Genomic DNA, 15,854 nt, shown 5'->3' on the forward strand with positions numbered 1-15,854 from the left:
GTCGGCTAGGCTCGCGCGCACCGAAAACCGCAGTGACATCCGGGGCTTCGCCCCGGGCCGGGGGCTTCGCCACCCGGACCCCCGAAACAGCATTAAGGAGAAACACCGTCGTGACTGAACGCACGCTGGTCCTGGTCAAGCCCGATGGCGTCGCGCGCGGCCTCGTCGGCGAGGTCGTCTCGCGGATCGAGCGCAAGGGCCTCAAGCTCGCCGCGCTCGAGCTGCGGACCGTTCCGCAGGCGCTGGCCGAGGAGCACTACGCCGAGCACAAGGAGCGTCCGTTCTTCGGCGACCTGCTGGAGTTCATCACCTCGGGCCCGCTCGTCGCGCTCGCCGTCGAAGGCCCCCGCGCCATCGCGGCGTTCCGCCAGCTCGCCGGCGGCACCGACCCGGTCGAGAAGGCCACCCCGGGCACCATCCGCGGCGACTTCGCGCTGGAGACCCAGTACAACCTGGTCCACGGCTCGGACTCGCCGGAGTCGGCCGAGCGCGAGCTGAAGCTCTGGTTCCCCGACCTGTGATCCTCCCGGACCGGGGCCGCGCGTCCGCGTGGCCCCGGTTCTCCTTTCCGGAGCCCGCATGACGACGATGCCCTTCGCCTCGCGCGCCTACCTCCCGGTGCTGGAGGAGCTGACCGGCGCGTTCGCCGAAGCCCTGCGCACGGCCGACCCGGCCGCGGCGGTGCCCGACTGCGCCGGCTGGACCGTCACCGACCTCGCGACGCACCTCGGCAACGTCCACCGCTGGGCCGCGACGGTCGTCCGCACCGGCGAGGTGCACCCGCAGGACTTCGCCACCGCGGCGGACGGCGACCTCGTGCCGTGGTACGCCGAGAGCGCGCGGCTCCTGCTCGGCGAGCTCGAGGCCGCCGAGCCCGGCGATCCCTGCTGGCACTTCGGCGGCACGGACAAGACGAAGGCGTTCTGGTACCGCCGTCAGGTCCACGAAACCGCCATCCACCTCGCCGACCTCGGCAGCGAGCACGTGCTCGACCCGGCCGTCGCCGCGGACGGCGTCGACGAGGTCCTCGGTGCGATGCTGCCCCGCGTGACGCGGTGGCACGCCGTGCCCCGGTTGCCCGGGCCGGTCACCCTGCGCGCCACCGACACCGGCGACGTCTGGACCGTGCACCCCGGCGAGCCGCCCGCGCTGGGCCCGGCCGCGTCCGGGGCGACGGTCGAAGCGCCGGCCCGCGATCTGCTGCTGCGCCTGTGGAAGCGCACCGGACCGGAGCCGCGCGTCACCGGCGAGGCCGCTGAAGCGCTCCTCGCCGCACCCCTCACCCCTTGATGGTGTTCTAGACCATTCAGGCGGCGTTCACCGGGAAGTCTTCCCCCGGCCGTGCCGCTGCGCTGTGCTGATGCGGATTGCTCTCACTCGATACTGGGGTACCTGGTGAAGAAGTCACGCACTGCGTTGCCGCTCGCCGCGTTGTTCGCGACGGTGTTCGTCGTTCCCGCCCACGCCGACCCGCTGAAAGCACCGCTGGGCACGCCCCCGGTCGAGGCCGCGCCCGCCGCGTCGTCGGCCTACGAGGGCCCGGCCGCCTTCGCCACCACGGACCCCGACGACGGCCTGGTCACCGGCAGCGCGACCACGGAAGTGGCGCCCGGGCTGAACCTCACCCAGTTCGACCGCTTCGACCCGGCCGGCTGGATCCGCGGCGACACCCTGGCCGTCGACCTGGGCAGCAAGGTGCTGAAGCCGGCGTACCTGAGTCCCGGCACGGTTTCCGCGCGCACGCCGCTGTCGCAGCAGCTCGCCCGGACAGGCGCGGTGGCCGGGGTCAACGGCGACTTCTTCGACATCAGCGCCACCGGTGCGCCGATCGGCGTCGGCATCGACCGCGGGCAGCTGCAGACCGCACCGGCCGCCGGGCACAACCTCACCGCGTCGATCACCGACCAGGGCAAGGCCGCGCTCGCTTCGGTCTTCCTCGAAGCCACCGTGACGCTGCCGGGTGGCGCGGTGCAGGCGACCAACTTCAACAGCCCTGTCCTCGGCCCCGACGCGATCGGCGTCTACACGCCGTTGTGGGGCGCGTCCGGGCGGGCGACCTCGGTGGCGGGGGCGTCCCGGGTGCGGGAGGTCGAACTCCGCGACGGGGTGGTCACCGCGGTGCGCGAGCAGCCGGCGCCCGGCCCGATCGCGGCCGGGACGACCGTGCTGCTCGCCCGCGAAGCCGGCGCGGACGCGCTCGCCGCGCTGCAGCCGGGTGACGCGGTCGGAGTCACGTATGCGCCGCGTTCGGACGCCGGGAAGATCGCGGTTGCGGTGGGCGGCAACGAAGTCCTGCTCCGCGACGGCGTGGTGCAGCCGGTCGACAACGTCGCCATGCACCCGCGGACCGCGGTCGGCTTCTCCGCCGACGGCCGGAAGCTGTGGCTGGCCACCGTGGACGGGCGGCAGGCCGACAGCCGCGGGATGACCGAGCTCGAACTGGCGCGGCACATGAAGAGCCTCGGCGCCGACGACGCCATCAACCTCGACGGCGGCGGGTCGTCGACGCTGCTGGCGCGCAACGAAGGCGAAGCGGCGCCGAGCGTCCGGAACGCCCCCTCCGACGGCGGGGAACGCCTGGTGCCCAACGGGATCGGCTTCACGACCGTGCCTGGCAGCGGCAGGCTCACCGGGTTCGCGCCGGCCCCCGCGGTGGCGGCGGACGGCGCCGACCGCGTGCTGTCGGGGTTGAGCAGGCACCTGGTCGCCGACGGCCACGACGAAACCGGTGCCGCGGTGGCCGCCGACCCGCGGTGGAGTACGTCGGACATGCGGCGGGCGACCGTCACGCGCGGGGTCGTCACCGGCCACCGCGCGGGTGCCGTCGACGTCGTCGCGCGCTCCGGCCGCGCGTCCGGGAAGACGGCGCTTTCCGTGCTGGGCAAGCCGGTCCGGCTGGGCACGAGCACCGAGCAGGTCGCCCTCTCGGGTGCCGGCGCGAAGAGCGCGTTCAAGGTCTACGGCTACGACGCCGACGGCTACGGCACCTGGCTCGAGCCCGACGACGTCAAGCTGGACTACGACCACTCGGTCGTCCGGATCGAGCCGGCTGGGGACGGCTACGCGGTGACCGCGCTGACCGCGTCGGGCGCGACGGCGATCACCGCGTCGGCGGCGGGACTCACCACGCACCTGGCCGCGTCGGTCGGCACGGTGCCGCGGATCGCGTCCCCGCTGGACGGCCCGGCGGGCTGGACGGCGACGGTGTTCCCGGCGGTCGTCGGCGCGGCCCTGTCGGCGGCGCCCGGCCGCGACGGGGGCGCCGGGCTCGCGCTCGACTACCGGCTCACCGGCACGACGGCCACCCGCGCGGCCTACGTGACGCCGTCGGCCCCGCTGCCGGTCCCGGACGGCACGCAGAAGATCGGCCTGTGGGTGAACGGCGACGGCAAGGGCGCGTGGCTGCGGGCGGAACTGCGCGACGCGGCGAACGTGGCGTCCATTGTGGACCTTTCGCTGAGCGTGGACTGGACGGGCTGGCGGTACGTCACGGCGGCGGTTCCGGCCGGGCTGCCCGCCGGCCAGCGCCTGGCGCGGTTCTACGCCGTCGAAAACGTGCCCGACCAGCAGTACGAAGGCCGGCTCGTGTTCGACGACCTCACGTTCGAGGTGGCGCCGGCGACGGCCGTGCCCGCCGACCCGGCCCCGCACGACCCGGCCCTGGTCACCGACGGCGTCCTGACCGGCGGCCTGCGGGTCGCGGTGGTCAGCGACGCGCAGTTCACCGCGGACGACCCGGCCGGGCCGCTGGTCGCGCAGGCCCGGCGGGCGCTGCGCGAAGCCGTCGCGGCGAAACCGGACCTGGTGCTGATCAACGGCGACTTCGTCGACCGCGGCACGGCACCCGACTTCGTGCTCGCCCGGCAGGTGATCACCGACGAGCTCGGCGAGCTGGTGCCCTGGTACTACGTCCCGGGCAACCACGAGGCCGAGGCGGGCAACGGGCTCGCCAACTTCCAGGCCGCCTTCGGGGAGACCCACCGCGTCGTCGACGTGCACGGCATCCGGCTCGTGCTCCTGGACTCCTCGCGCGGCTCGCTGCGCGCGGGCGGCTTCGACCAGGTCCGGCTGCTGCGCTCGGCCCTCGACTCGGCGGCCGCCGACCGGTCCGTGCGCGGGGTCGTCGTCGCGATGCACCACCCGGTGAAGGACCCGAGCCCGACCGGGAACTCCCAGCTCGGCGACCGCAAGGAGGCGGCCCTGCTGACCCAGTGGCTGACCGGGTTCGAGCAGGCGTCGGGCAAGCCCGCTGCGGCCGTGGCGTCGCACGCGGGCGTGTTCTCGCTGTCCCGGGTCGACGGCGTGCCGTACCTGGTCAACGGCAACTCGGGCAAGGCACCGGCGGCCGCACCGGGTGACGGCGGGTTCGTCGGCTGGACGCTGCTGCGCGTGGACCCGGCCGACCGCGCCCAGCCGGTGCGCTTCGAGACGCGGCCGAACGTCGACTCGCTGACGCTCACCGGGCCGTCGTCCCTGACGCCCGGCGAACGTGCGCAGGTGCGCGCGTCCCTGCGGCAGGGGACGCGGGACGTGCCGGTGTCGTACCCGGTGAGCGCGGACTGGACGGCCACGTGGGGCGTCGTTTCGTTCGATCCCGCCTCCGGCGTCCTGACCGCGCTGCGGCCGGGGGTCGCGCGGCTTTCGGTGACGGTCAACGGGGTGACGCAGTCGCTGGTCGTGACGGTGCGCGGCTAAAGCGTTCGGTTTTTGTCGGTGGTGGGTCCTATCGTCGGGGACGTGGACGAATCGGAGGACCGGGAACCGGCACTGGTGCAGGCCAAGGCACTGGTGAAGCGCTTCGGCGAGTTCGAGGCCGTGCGCGGGATCGACGTCGAGGTGCGGCGCGGGGAGGCGTTCGGCTTCCTCGGCCCGAACGGCGCCGGCAAGTCGTCGACGATGCGGATGATCGCGTGCGTGTCGCCCCGCACCGACGGTGACCTGCGCGTGCTGGGGCTGGACCCGGAGGTCGCCGGGCCGCGGATCCGCGCGCGCCTCGGCGTGGTGCCGCAGCAGGACAACCTGGACGTCGAGCTGACGGTCCGGGAGAACCTGCTGATCTACGGCCGCTACTTCGGGTTGTCCCGCGCGGCGGCGCGCCGGAAGGCGGCGGAGCTGCTGGAGTTCGCCCAGCTGAGCGACCGCGCGGAGGACAAGGTCGACCCGCTCTCGGGCGGCATGAAGCGGCGGCTGACGATCGCGCGGTCCCTGGTCAACGACCCGGAGCTGCTCCTGCTCGACGAGCCGACGACGGGCCTCGACCCGCAGGCCCGCCACCTGCTGTGGGACCGCCTGTTCCGGCTCAAGGCCCAGGGCACCACGCTGATCGTCACGACGCACTACATGGACGAAGCCGAGCAGCTGTGCGACAGGCTGGTGGTGATGGACCACGGCCGCATCGCGGCGGAGGGCTCCCCGGCCGACCTGATCCGGCGGTACTCGACGCGCGAGGTGGTCGAGCTGCGGTTCGCGCCGGGGGAGCAGGTGGCGGCGGCCCAGCAGGTGGAAGGCCTGGCCGAGCGCGTGGAGGTGCTGCCGGACCGGGTGCTGCTGTACAGCGACGAAGGCGAGGACACCCTGGAGCACGCGCATTCCCGCGGGGTGCGGCCGTTGTCGAGCCTGGTGCGGCGAAGCTCGCTGGAGGACGTCTTCCTCCGGCTGACCGGCCGGACGCTGGTGGACTGATGGCGACGATCTCCACCGGCCGGGTGGTCGGCAAGTGGCGGGGCGCCTGGCTGCTGGTCGAGGGCCGCTGGACCTGGTACCGCCGCCACTGGGTGTCCACTCTGTACTCGACCGGGCTGCAACCGGTGCTGTTCCTCGCCGCGATGGGGCTCGGGTTCGGCTCGCAGGTGCGGCCCGGCACGGTCACCGGCGGGCTCTCCTACCTCCAGTACATCGCGCCCGCGCTGCTGGCCGCCGGCGCCGCGCAGCAGGCCGTCGGCGAGTCGAGCTATCCCGTGCTCTCCGGGTTCAAGTGGCAGAAGGAGTACCTGGCCGTCACCGCCACCCCGGTGTCACCGGGCCAGGTCTTCGGCGGCCACCTGATCTGGTCGGCCCTGCGGCTGACCCTCGCGGGCGCGATCTACGCGTTCGTCGCGCTCTTCTTCGGCGCCTGGACCGGGCCGGAGGTGCTGTTGGTGATCCTGGCCGGCACCATCACCGGGCTCGCCTGCACCACACTGATGGCCGCGCTGGCCGCGCGGACCTTCGACGAGGGCCAGCGCTTCGGGCTGATCTTCCGCTTCGTGGTGATGCCGATGACCCTGTTCTCCGGCACGTTCTTCCCGATCTCCCAGCTGCCGGCCGCGATCCGCTGGCTGGCCTGGCTTTCGCCGCTGTGGCACGGCACGCAGCTGTCCCGCGGCGTGAGCATCGGCGGCGTCGGCGGCTGGGCGATGCTCGGGCACCTCGCCGTGCTGGCGGCCCTGTTCGCGGCCGGGTGGGTGCTCGCGCACCGGGCCTTCTACCGGAGGCTGGTGGTCTGAATGACGACCGTCGAGGCCCGCGCCGGGCTGCTGCTGCGCATCCTCCCGCCCGCGTTGTACGCGGGCCGGGCCCGCATGCTCGTGGAACGCTCGGTCATGGTGTCCCGCACCAACTGGCTGCTGTTCGCCTCCGGCGCGCTCGAGCCGTTCCTCTACCTGCTGGCGTTCCAGCTCGGGTTCGGCAAGCTGGTCACCGAGGTGGCCGGCCCGGACGGGCGCCCGATGAGCTACGTCGCGTTCGTGGCGCCGGCGCTGCTGGCGACGTCGGCGATGAACGGCGCCGTCTTCGAATCGACGTACAACCTGTTCTTCAAGCTGCGCTACGCGAAGCTGTACGACGCGATGCTGGCGACCCCGATCGGCCCGCTGGACGTGGCACTGGGCGAGATCGGCTGGGCGATCGCCCGCGGCGGCATCTACGCGGTCGCGTTCCTGGCGATCGCGGCGGCGATGGGGCTGCTGGCGTCGTGGTGGGCCCTGCTGATGGTCCCGGCGGCGCTCCTGATCGGCCTGGCCTTCTCGGCGATCGGCATGGCACTGGTGACGTTCCTGCGGTCGACGGCCCAGTTCGACTACATCCAGCTGATCCTGACCCCGATGTTCCTCTTCGCGACGACGTTCTACCCGCTGTCGGTCTACCCGGAGCCGCTGCAGTGGGTGGTCCGCTGCCTCCCGCTCTACCACGGGATCGAGCTGATGCGCGGCCTGTCGACCGGCATCCTCTCCGGCGGCATGCTGGTCAACCTGGCGTACCTGCTGGTCCTGGGCGCGGTGGGTCTCTGGGCGTCGACGCGGCGGATCGCCAAACTGCTCCTGACGTGACGCGTCAGCGCGCCGGATCCGGCCGTCCGCCCGGTGCCACGGCGGCTGCCGGCGCGTTGACCATGCCGTGTCCGTAGAACCCGTTGTAGCCCTCGTACCCGGCGCAGTACGCGTCCTGCAGCCCGTCGCCGGTCAGGTCGTAATCGGCGGGGCAGGGCATCGGCATCGCTCGCGCGTCGAGCGTGCGCCGCAGCTGCCGGGGCCCGGCCTGCTCCGCGGCGGACGCCAGCAGTGCCAGCACGCCGGTGACGTGCGGGGCGGCCATCGACGTCCCGCACAGCGGCGCGTATCCGCCGGGCACCGTCGAGAGCACGCACTCGCCCGCCTCCCCGCCGGGCGCGGTGACGTCGATCACCCCCAACCCGTACGAGCTGTAGCCCGCCTTCACCCGGTCGGCGCCGACGGCGGACACCGCGACGACGTCCCGGAGCCCGGCCGGCAGGGCTTCGCAGCCGCTGCCCGCCCCGGGCGCGCCGGACCGCGCCGACGGGGTCAGGTCGACCGCCTCGTTGGTCGCCGCCGCGACGTTCAGCGTCCCCGCCGACGTGCTGTACTCGACCGCGCGCGCCAGCACCTCGTGGACGACGCCGCGGTCGTTGCCGCGGATGCACGAGAGCGTCCAGGGGTTGACGAAGAAACTGCTGTTCGTCAGCCGCATGTGCCGTGACGCAGCCCACATCAGGCCGCACACCGCGGCTTCGGGGTCGGCGTAGCCGCGGTCGTCGATCACTTTCACCGACGCCACGCTGACCCCCGGCGCCACACCGGTCACACCGCGGGCGTCGTCCGCCGCCGCGATGATCCCCGCCACGTGCGTGCCGTGCACCGACGTCGTGGGCGCCCAGGCCGGCGCCGACCGGTCCGGGGCGCCGGTCAGGCAGCCGGCCGAGTCCTCGCGGTCGAGCGCGCCGGCGAGGTCCGGGTGGTCCGGGTCGATCCCGGAGTCGAGGACGCCGACGACGACGTCCCGGCGGCCGCCGTCGCCGCGGTGGGCGTTGATCATCGCCATGTCCCACTGCTGCCCGCTCAGGTCCGCGGTGGGCACCTTCGCGGGATCGGTCGCCGGCAGCGCCGTCCGCACCGGCTGCGGCCGCACCTCGGTGGCGCGCTGCGCGGCGAGCCGCTCGGCCTGGGCGCTGAACGCCCGGTCGAGGCCGATCCGCCCGCCGAAGCCCGGGTCGCCGGAGGTGGCGACCGCGACGGCGATCTGCGGGTAGTAGACGGTGGTCGCGCCGCAGGCGGCGGCGATCTCCGAGCGGGCCGCGGGCTCGGCGGTGCCGCGGTCGAAGGTGACGACGTACCGCAGGACCCGGCCGTGGGCGCAGCCGGGCTCGCCGGCCGCCGCGGGACCGGCGGTGACGCACCCCGAAAGCACCAGGACGGTGCACACGGCCGCCCGCAGGGGCCGCGCCAGCAGGGACACCGGACCTCCCACCGGATGCAGGAACCGCGGGTGCCGGCGCGCGAGATCCCGGTCACCCCGAGCCGCACGGTAGCCACCCCGTGCCCGGCGGACAAGCGCTGCGGCCAAGTTCCCCCGGCCGGTGGGGCTCGCGGCGCGCCCGGCGGCGTGGGCCGGGGTACCGAGTACACCGGAGCGGTCACCCGGTGTGGGATACTCGGGGTGGCCGCTGGGCCGCGGGGCGCATGTGAGAGGTGCTGCCTGCGGCGTTGTGGCCCGGTGAAGTGCGTGGACTCCCGCGACGCGCGTCGCCGCCCGCGAACCGGGCGGCTGGACGACGTGGCGGGCGGCCCGGGGGCCGCGAGTGCCTTATGCACGCCGCCGAGCAGACCTTTGACCGGGTCGCGCGCCACCGGAAGCGGTGGTGGGCGGCGCCCGGTCGTCGGGCAAGGATTCCCGCTGCTGGTGACCACCAGGGCGGAACGAACAGAAAGGGGCCCCTGCGCGGCCGCGTCCCTGCCGGTGCGAACCGGCAGACGCGCCCGGGGGCGGAGGAGACACATGTCGAACGCGGAAACACCCGCCGAGCACGCCGGCGGGAATCCCGCCACACCCCCGAGCGGCCCGCTGGCCGACCTGCCCGCCCGGATCCGGGTGCACGCGCTGGCCAAGCTGCTCGAGTCGCACAGCCGGGACGTCCTCGCGAAGCTGGCCGAACTGGGCGAAAGCGTCCGCAGCGCGCAGTCGAGCGTCACGCGGGAAGTGGCGCTCAAGGTCGCGGAAGCCTTCGCGCCCGCCGAGGGCGAGCAGCCCGCCGAGCCGGCCGCGACCGGCCAGGACCAGCCGGCCGCCCAGGACACCGCCGGCCAGGACGGCGCCGAGCGCGCGCCCGCCCGGCAGCGCGCCGGCCGGGGCAGCGCCGGCCAGCCCTTCGCACAGCAGGCCGCCACCGGCGAAGCCACCGAACAGACGGCCGAGGCCGAGAAGCCGCGCCCGCGGCAGAAGACCCGCGCGCACCTGCCGGTGTTCGCCGCGCCGTCGCCGGTCTTCCTGCCGCCGGAGCCGGCCGAACCCGCGGCCAAGCCGGCTCGCAAGCCGGCCGACCCGTTCGCGGAGCCGCCGGCGCGTCCCGAGCCCGAGGTGGCCGAGGAAGAGGCCGAGGACACGACGCCGGCCACCGACGCCGGGGCCGACGACGACGAGGACGCCGGCAGCCGCCGTCGCCGCCGCCGTGGCCGTCGCGGCCGGGGCCGGGGCAAGGGCGCCGAGGGCGGCGACGAGACCGCCGAAACCGAGGACGACCAGGCCGAGGAGCAGCCGCGCCGCAAGAGCCGCGGCGGGGACGAAAAGCCCGAAGCGGACACCGAAGAGGCCGAGGACGCCGCCGAGGCGTCTTCGGAAGCCGAGAGCGACGCCGACGAGGGCGAAGGCGGCAGCCGCCGTCGCCGCCGCCGTCGCCGCCGCAAGGGCTCGGACGGCGACGAGGCCGAGACCACCGACGACCCGCCCAACACCGTCACGCACGTCCGCCAGGCGAAGGCCGAGCAGCCCGCCGAGCGCCCGGCGCGCGACGAGGTGCGCAGCGTCCGCGGGTCGACGCGGCTCGAGGCCAAGCGCCAGCGCCGCCGCGACGGCCGCGAGGCGGGCCGCCGCCGCGCCCCGATCCTGTCCGAGGCCGAGTTCCTGGCCCGGCGCGAGTCGGTCGAGCGCACGATGGTCGTCGTCGAGCACGGCGACTCCACCCAGATCGCGGTGCTCGAGGACGGTGTCCTGGTCGAGCACTTCGTGACGCAGTCGGGCTCCGGCTCGATCGTCGGCAACGTCTACCTCGGCCGCGTCCAGAACGTGCTGCCGAGCATGGAGGCCGCGTTCATCGACATCGGCCGCGGCCGCAACGCCGTGCTGTACGCCGGCGAGGTCGACTGGGACGCCGCCGGCCTGGAGGGCAAGGCCCGCAAGATCGAGCAGGCGCTGTCCACCGGCGACTCGGTGCTGGTCCAGGTCACGAAGGACCCGGTCGGGCACAAGGGCGCCCGGCTGACCACGCAGATCTCGCTGCCCGGCCGCTTCCTCGTCTACGTGCCCGCGGGCGGCGCCACCGGCATCTCCCGCAAGCTGCCGGAGAACGAGCGCCGCCGTCTGAAGGACATCCTCAAGCGGATCGTCCCGGAGGACGCGGGCGTCATCATCCGCACCGCCTCCGAGGGCATCGGCGAGGAGGAGCTGGGCCGCGACGTCGACCGCCTCAAGGCGCAGTGGGACGTCATCAAGGAGAAGGCCGCCGCCGGTTCCGGCAAGAAGGGCGGCGCGCCGACCATGCTCTACGAAGAGCCGGACCTGCTGGTCAAGGTCGTGCGTGACCTCTTCACCGAGGACTTCACCAAGCTGGAGATCCAGGGCAACCGGTCCTGGGAGACCATCAACGGCTACGTCAGCCACGTCGCGCCGGAGCTGACCGACCGGCTCAAGCGCTACACCGGCACCGGCGACGCGTTCGCCGATCACCGGATCGACGAGCAGATCACCAAGGCCCTCGACCGGAAGGTCTGGCTGCCTTCGGGCGGTTACCTGGTCATCGACCGCACCGAGGCGATGACGGTGATCGACGTCAACACCGGCAAGTTCACCGGATCGGGTGGCAACCTCGAAGAGACGGTGACCCGCAACAACCTGGAGTCGGCGGAGGAGATCGTCCGCCAGCTCCGGCTGCGGGACATCGGCGGCATCATCGTCATCGACTTCATCGACATGGTGCTCGAGTCCAACCGCGAGCTGGTGCTGCGCCGCCTGACCGAGTGCCTCGGCCGCGACCGCACGCGCCACCAGGTGGCCGAGGTCACCTCGCTCGGCCTGGTGCAGATGACCCGCAAGAAGATCGGCACCGGCCTGCTGGAGGCGTTCTCGACGCCGTGCGAGCACTGCAAGGGCCGGGGCGTGCTCGTCTCGACCGAGGTGCAGCGCACGGCCGGTAACTCGGCGCAGTCGCACGGCGGGAACGGCAACGGCGGCAACGGCGGTGGCGGGGAGAAGAGTTCCCGCCGGTCGCGCGGCCGCGGCCGCGGTGACGAAGCCGCCAAGGCGGAGACCGAGGGCGCCGCCAAGGCCGAGGTGCACGCCGTCCCGCCGCCCGAGAAGCGCGAGTCGATCGCCTCGGCGGTGGCGGCGATGGCGAACGCGTCGAAGGCCGCCAAGGAGCACGACCACGGCGCGCTGAACGGCAACGGGCCCGCTCCGGAGCCGGCCAGGGAGGTCGCGGACGTCCCGGCGACCACGGAGGCGGACGAGACGCCGGTGGCGGCCGAGCCGCCCGCCGAGCCCGCCCAGGAGGTCGCCGGCACCCCGGTGACCACCGAAGCGGACGAGGTGCCGGTGCCGCAGGACGACGAGCCCGAGGTCGAGCAGTCCCCGGCGCCGGAACCGGCGGAAGAGCCGGTCACCGCGGCCGTGGCGGCTCCGGAGGCCGCCGACCCCGAGGTCAGCGTGCCCGAACCGGCGGTGCGCTCCACCCGGCGCCGTCCGCGCCGGGCGGCGTCGCGGCCGGCGGGCCCGCCGGTGCACGCCTCCGACCAGAGCCAGTGAACGACTAGGGGGACCCCGGTGCCAACGCACCGGGGCACCCCACGTAACCTGTAGTACGGCCTGCCACCAGAGCAGGTCGCCTGCGCGAGTCCAGGACCACCGTTTCCACCGGGTGGGCCGGTTGCGCAAGCCCCCACCCATTGTCGAGTAATGCAGGAGACTTCCGTGTCGGCGTACGCGATCGTCAAGACCGGCGGCAAGCAGTACAAGGTGGCCGTCGGCGACGTCGTCGAGGTCGAGAAGCTCGAGGGCGAGCCGGGCACCGAGCACATCCTCCCCGCCGTTTTGTACGTCGACGGTGGCGATGTCACCACGGACGCCGACGCGCTGGCGAAGGTCTCGGTCACCGGCAAGGTCGTCGAGCAGACCAAGGGTCCGAAGATCCGGATCCACAAGTTCAAGAACAAGACGGGCTACCACAAGCGCCAGGGTCACCGGCAGAAGCTGACCCGCGTCGAGGTCACCGCCATCTCGCTGTAAGAACTTCTCCGGATCTTAGGTAGAAAGAGGACTGAGCTATGGCTCACAAGAAGGGTGCGTCCAGCTCCCGCAACGGTCGTGACTCGAACGCGCAGCGCCTCGGCGTCAAGCGCTACGGCGGCCAGGAAGTCAACGCCGGCGAGATCCTGATCCGCCAGCGCGGCACCAAGTTCCACCCCGGCGTCAACGTCGGCCGTGGCGGCGACGACACGCTGTTCGCCCTGGCCGCCGGTGCGGTCCAGTTCGGCGAGAAGCGCGGCCGCAAGACGGTCAACATCGTGCCGGTCGAAGCCTGAGCTTCGGTCTGTCGTTAGACCTCTGACGAGGGGTGGGGCCGGAATATCCGGTGCCACCCCTCGTTTGTTTGTTCGTACCTTTTCGTTGAGTGAAGTGAGGCAGAGTCATGGCGTCCCGGTTCGTGGACCGTGCGGTCATCCACCTGACCGCCGGTGACGGGGGCAACGGCTGTGCCTCGGTGCACCGCGAGAAGTTCAAGCCCCTCGGCGGCCCCGACGGCGGCAACGGCGGCAACGGCGGCGACGTCCTGCTGGTCGTCGACCCGAACGTGCACACCCTGCTGGACTTCCACTTCCGCCCGCACGCCAAAGCCGGCAACGGCAAGATGGGGCAGGGCGGCAACCGCGCCGGTGCGGCGGGGGAGACCCTGGTGATGAAGGTGCCGTCGGGCACCGTCGTGTTCACCGAGGACGGCGAGATGGTCGCCGACCTGATCGGCCCGGGCACCACGTTCGTCGCCGCGCAGGGCGGCCGCGGCGGGCTCGGCAACGCCGCGCTCGCGTCGAAGGCCCGCAAGGCGCCCGGGTTCGCGCTGCTGGGCGAGCCGGGCGAAAGCCGTGACCTGACGCTGGAGCTGCGCTCGGTCGCCGACGTCGGGCTGCTGGGGTTCCCATCCGCCGGCAAGTCGTCGCTGATCTCGGTGCTGTCCGCGGCCAAGCCGAAGATCGCCGACTACCCGTTCACCACGCTGGTGCCGAACCTCGGGGTCATCACCGGCGGCGACACGGTGTTCACGATGGCCGACGTGCCCGGCCTGATCCCCGGCGCGTCCGAAGGCAAGGGCCTGGGCCTGGACTTCCTGCGCCACATCGAGCGCTGCGCGGTGCTGGTGCACGTCGTCGACTGCGCGACCCTGGAGCCGGGTCGCGACCCGCTGTCCGATGTGGACGCTCTGGAGGAGGAGCTCGCGAAGTACACGCCGAGCCTCGGCGGGAAGCTCGAAGAGCGGCCGCGCGTGGTCGTCCTGAACAAGATCGACGTTCCGGAGGCCGCCGAGCTCGCCGAGTTCGTCCGCCCCGACTTCGAGGCCCGCGGCCTTCAGGTGTTCGAGGTGTCGACGGCGTCGCGCAAGGGCTTGCGAGAGTTGACGTTCGCGTTGGCCGCGATCGTCGAGAAGTACCGCGAGGCGCAGCCGGTGCTGGAGCCGGAGAAGATCGTCCTGCGGCCGCTCGCCGTCGACGACTCGGGCTTCACCGTCAGCCTCGACCCCGAGGAGGAGGGCGCGTTCATCGTCCGCGGCGCGCGGCCGGAGCGGTGGATCCGCCAGACCGACTTCGCCAACGACGAGGCCGTCGGCTACCTCGCCGACCGGCTCAACCGCCTCGGCGTCGAGGACGAGCTGGCGAAGCTCGGCGCGCAGCCCGGCAGCCCGGTCACGATCGGCGACGTCCAGTTCGAGTGGGAGCCGTCGACTCCTTCGGTGGCGGTCCACCTGTCCGGGCGCGGCACCGACGTCCGGCTGGAGCGCAGCGACCGGATCGGCGCGGCCGAGCGCAAGGAGGCCCGCCGGATCCGCCGCGACGGCACCGGCGAGGACGACGACGAGCTGGACCTCGACGCGTGAGCGGCACCCGCGAGGCGATCGCTTCCGCTCGCCGGTTGGTGGTCAAGGTCGGCTCGTCGGCGCTGACGACGGCGGGCAGCGGGCTGGACGTGGTCCGGCTGGACGCGCTGGTCGACGCGATCGCCGAGCGCGTCGCCCGCGACACGCAGATCGTGCTGGTGTCCTCGGGCGCGATCGGCGCCGGCCTCGCACCGCTGTCGCTGGGCAAGCGCCCGCGTGACCTCGCCACGCAGCAGGCGGCGGCGAGCGTCGGCCAGCTGGCGCTGGCGCATGCGTACGCGGAGTCGTTCGGCCGGTACTCGCTGACGGTCGGCCAGGTGCTGCTGACGTCCGACGACGTCGTCCGCCGGTCGCACTATCGCAACGCGCAGCGGACGTTTTCGCGGCTGCTGGCGCTGGGCGCGGTCCCGGTGGTCAACGAGAACGACACGGTGGCGACCGAGGAAATCCGCTTCGGCGACAACGACCGCCTGGCGGCCCTGGTGGCCCACCTGATCGGCGCGGACGCATTGGTGCTGCTGTCCGATGTGGACGGCCTGTACGACGGAGACCCCCGCAACGGCGCGACCCGCAAGCTGACCGAGGTCCTCTCGGAGTCCGATGTGGACGGAATCTCGGTCGGCATGTCCAGCTCGGGCCTGGGCACGGGCGGCATGGTGTCCAAACTGGCGGCCGCCCGCACGGCGGCGGGCGCGGGCATCCCGGTCCTGCTGGCCGCGGCATCGGAAGCCTCGGCGGCGTTGACCACGGCCTCCCCGGGCACCGCGTTCGCCCCGGCGGACACGCGCCTGTCGGCCCGCAGGTTCTGGCTGGGCTACGCGGCGGACACCACGGGCAAGCTCCGCCTCGACGACGGAGCGGTGACGGCGGTGGTCCGCCGCCGCAGGTCCTTGCTGGCCGCGGGCATCACGGGCGTGGACGGCGAATTCCAGGCCGGCGACGTGGTGGACCTGGTGGACGCCCGCGACCGCCCAGTGGCCCGCGGCGTAGTGGCCTTCGACGCACCGGAACTCCCGGACCTGATCGGCCGCTCGACCCACGAGCTCCCGGAGGACCAGCGCCGCGAGGTGGTCCACGCCGACGACCTGGTCCCCCTCCGCCGCTGACCCACCCTTCCACGCAACCGAGCGGACATCACCCGTGCGCCGCGGGGCATCACGCGTGCGCCGCGGGAATCTCGCGTGCGCCACGGGGAATCTCGCGTGCGCCAAGGGGAATCTCGCGT

Annotated in this window: 12 protein-coding genes; 11 read left to right on the forward strand and 1 reads right to left on the reverse strand. The window is 73.3% G+C overall.

From position 1 onward, the window contains the following. Positions 1-110: 110 nt before the first annotated feature. The 6 genes from ndk (at position 111) to AB0J55_RS26380 (ending at position 7,307) form a co-directional block, all read left to right on the forward strand. On the forward strand, positions 111-521 hold the full coding sequence (gene ndk, locus AB0J55_RS26355; RefSeq protein WP_043777641.1) for a nucleoside-diphosphate kinase: 411 nt from the start codon (positions 111-113) through the stop codon (positions 519-521). Between the two features lie 58 nt (positions 522-579). Then, positions 580-1,290 carry a maleylpyruvate isomerase family mycothiol-dependent enzyme gene (locus AB0J55_RS26360; protein ID WP_364253673.1) on the forward strand — a complete coding sequence of 237 codons (711 nt, stop codon included), beginning with the start codon at positions 580-582 and terminating at the stop codon, positions 1,288-1,290. A 126-nt stretch (positions 1,291-1,416) separates the two neighbouring features. Next, positions 1,417-4,695, forward strand: coding sequence for a phosphodiester glycosidase family protein (locus AB0J55_RS26365; protein ID WP_364253834.1), 3,279 nt, complete (start codon positions 1,417-1,419; stop codon positions 4,693-4,695). 30 nt (positions 4,696-4,725) lie between these two features. Next, positions 4,726-5,682, forward strand: a complete 957-nt coding sequence (locus tag AB0J55_RS26370; protein ID WP_364253837.1) for an ABC transporter ATP-binding protein — start codon at positions 4,726-4,728, stop codon at positions 5,680-5,682. Next, complete coding sequence (locus tag AB0J55_RS26375) at positions 5,682-6,485, forward strand: ABC transporter permease (protein WP_364253676.1); 804 nt, start codon at positions 5,682-5,684, stop codon at positions 6,483-6,485. Before AB0J55_RS26370 ends, AB0J55_RS26375 begins: the two co-directional genes overlap by 1 nt. Further along, positions 6,486-7,307, forward strand: coding sequence for an ABC transporter permease (locus AB0J55_RS26380; protein ID WP_364253679.1), 822 nt, complete (start codon positions 6,486-6,488; stop codon positions 7,305-7,307). 4 nt (positions 7,308-7,311) lie between these two features. Here AB0J55_RS26380 and AB0J55_RS26385 read toward each other — a convergent pair whose 3' ends face one another. Continuing rightward, positions 7,312-8,730 (reverse strand): S8 family serine peptidase, encoded by a 1,419-nt coding sequence (locus AB0J55_RS26385; RefSeq protein ID WP_364253682.1) that lies wholly within the window; start codon positions 8,728-8,730, stop codon positions 7,312-7,314. Between the two features lie 540 nt (positions 8,731-9,270). On the opposite strand from AB0J55_RS26385, the gene AB0J55_RS26390 reads away from it, so the two are divergent. The 5 genes from AB0J55_RS26390 (at position 9,271) to proB (ending at position 15,735) form a co-directional block, all read left to right on the forward strand. Beyond that, positions 9,271-12,288, forward strand: coding sequence for a translation initiation factor IF-2 N-terminal domain-containing protein (locus AB0J55_RS26390; protein WP_364253685.1), 3,018 nt, complete (start codon positions 9,271-9,273; stop codon positions 12,286-12,288). Positions 12,289-12,453: 165 nt separating this feature from the next. Continuing rightward, complete coding sequence (gene rplU / locus AB0J55_RS26395) at positions 12,454-12,768, forward strand: 50S ribosomal protein L21 (protein ID WP_003067132.1); 315 nt, start codon at positions 12,454-12,456, stop codon at positions 12,766-12,768. 38 nt (positions 12,769-12,806) lie between these two features. Then, on the forward strand, positions 12,807-13,064 hold the full coding sequence (gene rpmA / locus AB0J55_RS26400) for a 50S ribosomal protein L27 (RefSeq protein WP_361095558.1): 258 nt from the start codon (positions 12,807-12,809) through the stop codon (positions 13,062-13,064). Between the two features lie 107 nt (positions 13,065-13,171). Then, positions 13,172-14,629, forward strand: coding sequence for a GTPase ObgE (obgE, locus tag AB0J55_RS26405; RefSeq protein WP_364253689.1), 1,458 nt, complete (start codon positions 13,172-13,174; stop codon positions 14,627-14,629). Then, positions 14,626-15,735: a glutamate 5-kinase gene (gene proB, locus AB0J55_RS26410; protein WP_364253692.1), complete on the forward strand. Its 1,110-nt coding sequence runs from the start codon at positions 14,626-14,628 to the stop codon at positions 15,733-15,735. Before obgE ends, proB begins: the two co-directional genes overlap by 4 nt. Positions 15,736-15,854: the final 119 nt, after the last annotated feature.

The sequence above is a fragment of the Amycolatopsis sp. NPDC049688 genome (assembly GCF_040674975.1).
Lineage (GTDB): Bacteria > Actinomycetota > Actinomycetes > Mycobacteriales > Pseudonocardiaceae > Amycolatopsis.

Bases quoted from the DNA above. Each gene is read 5' to 3' on its own strand.
- AB0J55_RS26380 (WP_364253679.1), top strand. From the start codon at position 6,486: ATGACGACCGTCGAGGCCCGCGCCGGGCTGCTGCTGCGCATCCTCCCG.
- obgE (WP_364253689.1), top strand. From the start codon at position 13,172: ATGGCGTCCCGGTTCGTGGACCGTGCGGTCATCCACCTGACCGCCGGT.
- AB0J55_RS26360 (WP_364253673.1), top strand. From the start codon at position 580: ATGACGACGATGCCCTTCGCCTCGCGCGCCTACCTCCCGGTGCTGGAG.
- AB0J55_RS26390 (WP_364253685.1), top strand. From the start codon at position 9,271: ATGTCGAACGCGGAAACACCCGCCGAGCACGCCGGCGGGAATCCCGCC.
- rpmA (WP_361095558.1), top strand. From the start codon at position 12,807: ATGGCTCACAAGAAGGGTGCGTCCAGCTCCCGCAACGGTCGTGACTCG.
- AB0J55_RS26375 (WP_364253676.1), top strand. From the start codon at position 5,682: ATGGCGACGATCTCCACCGGCCGGGTGGTCGGCAAGTGGCGGGGCGCC.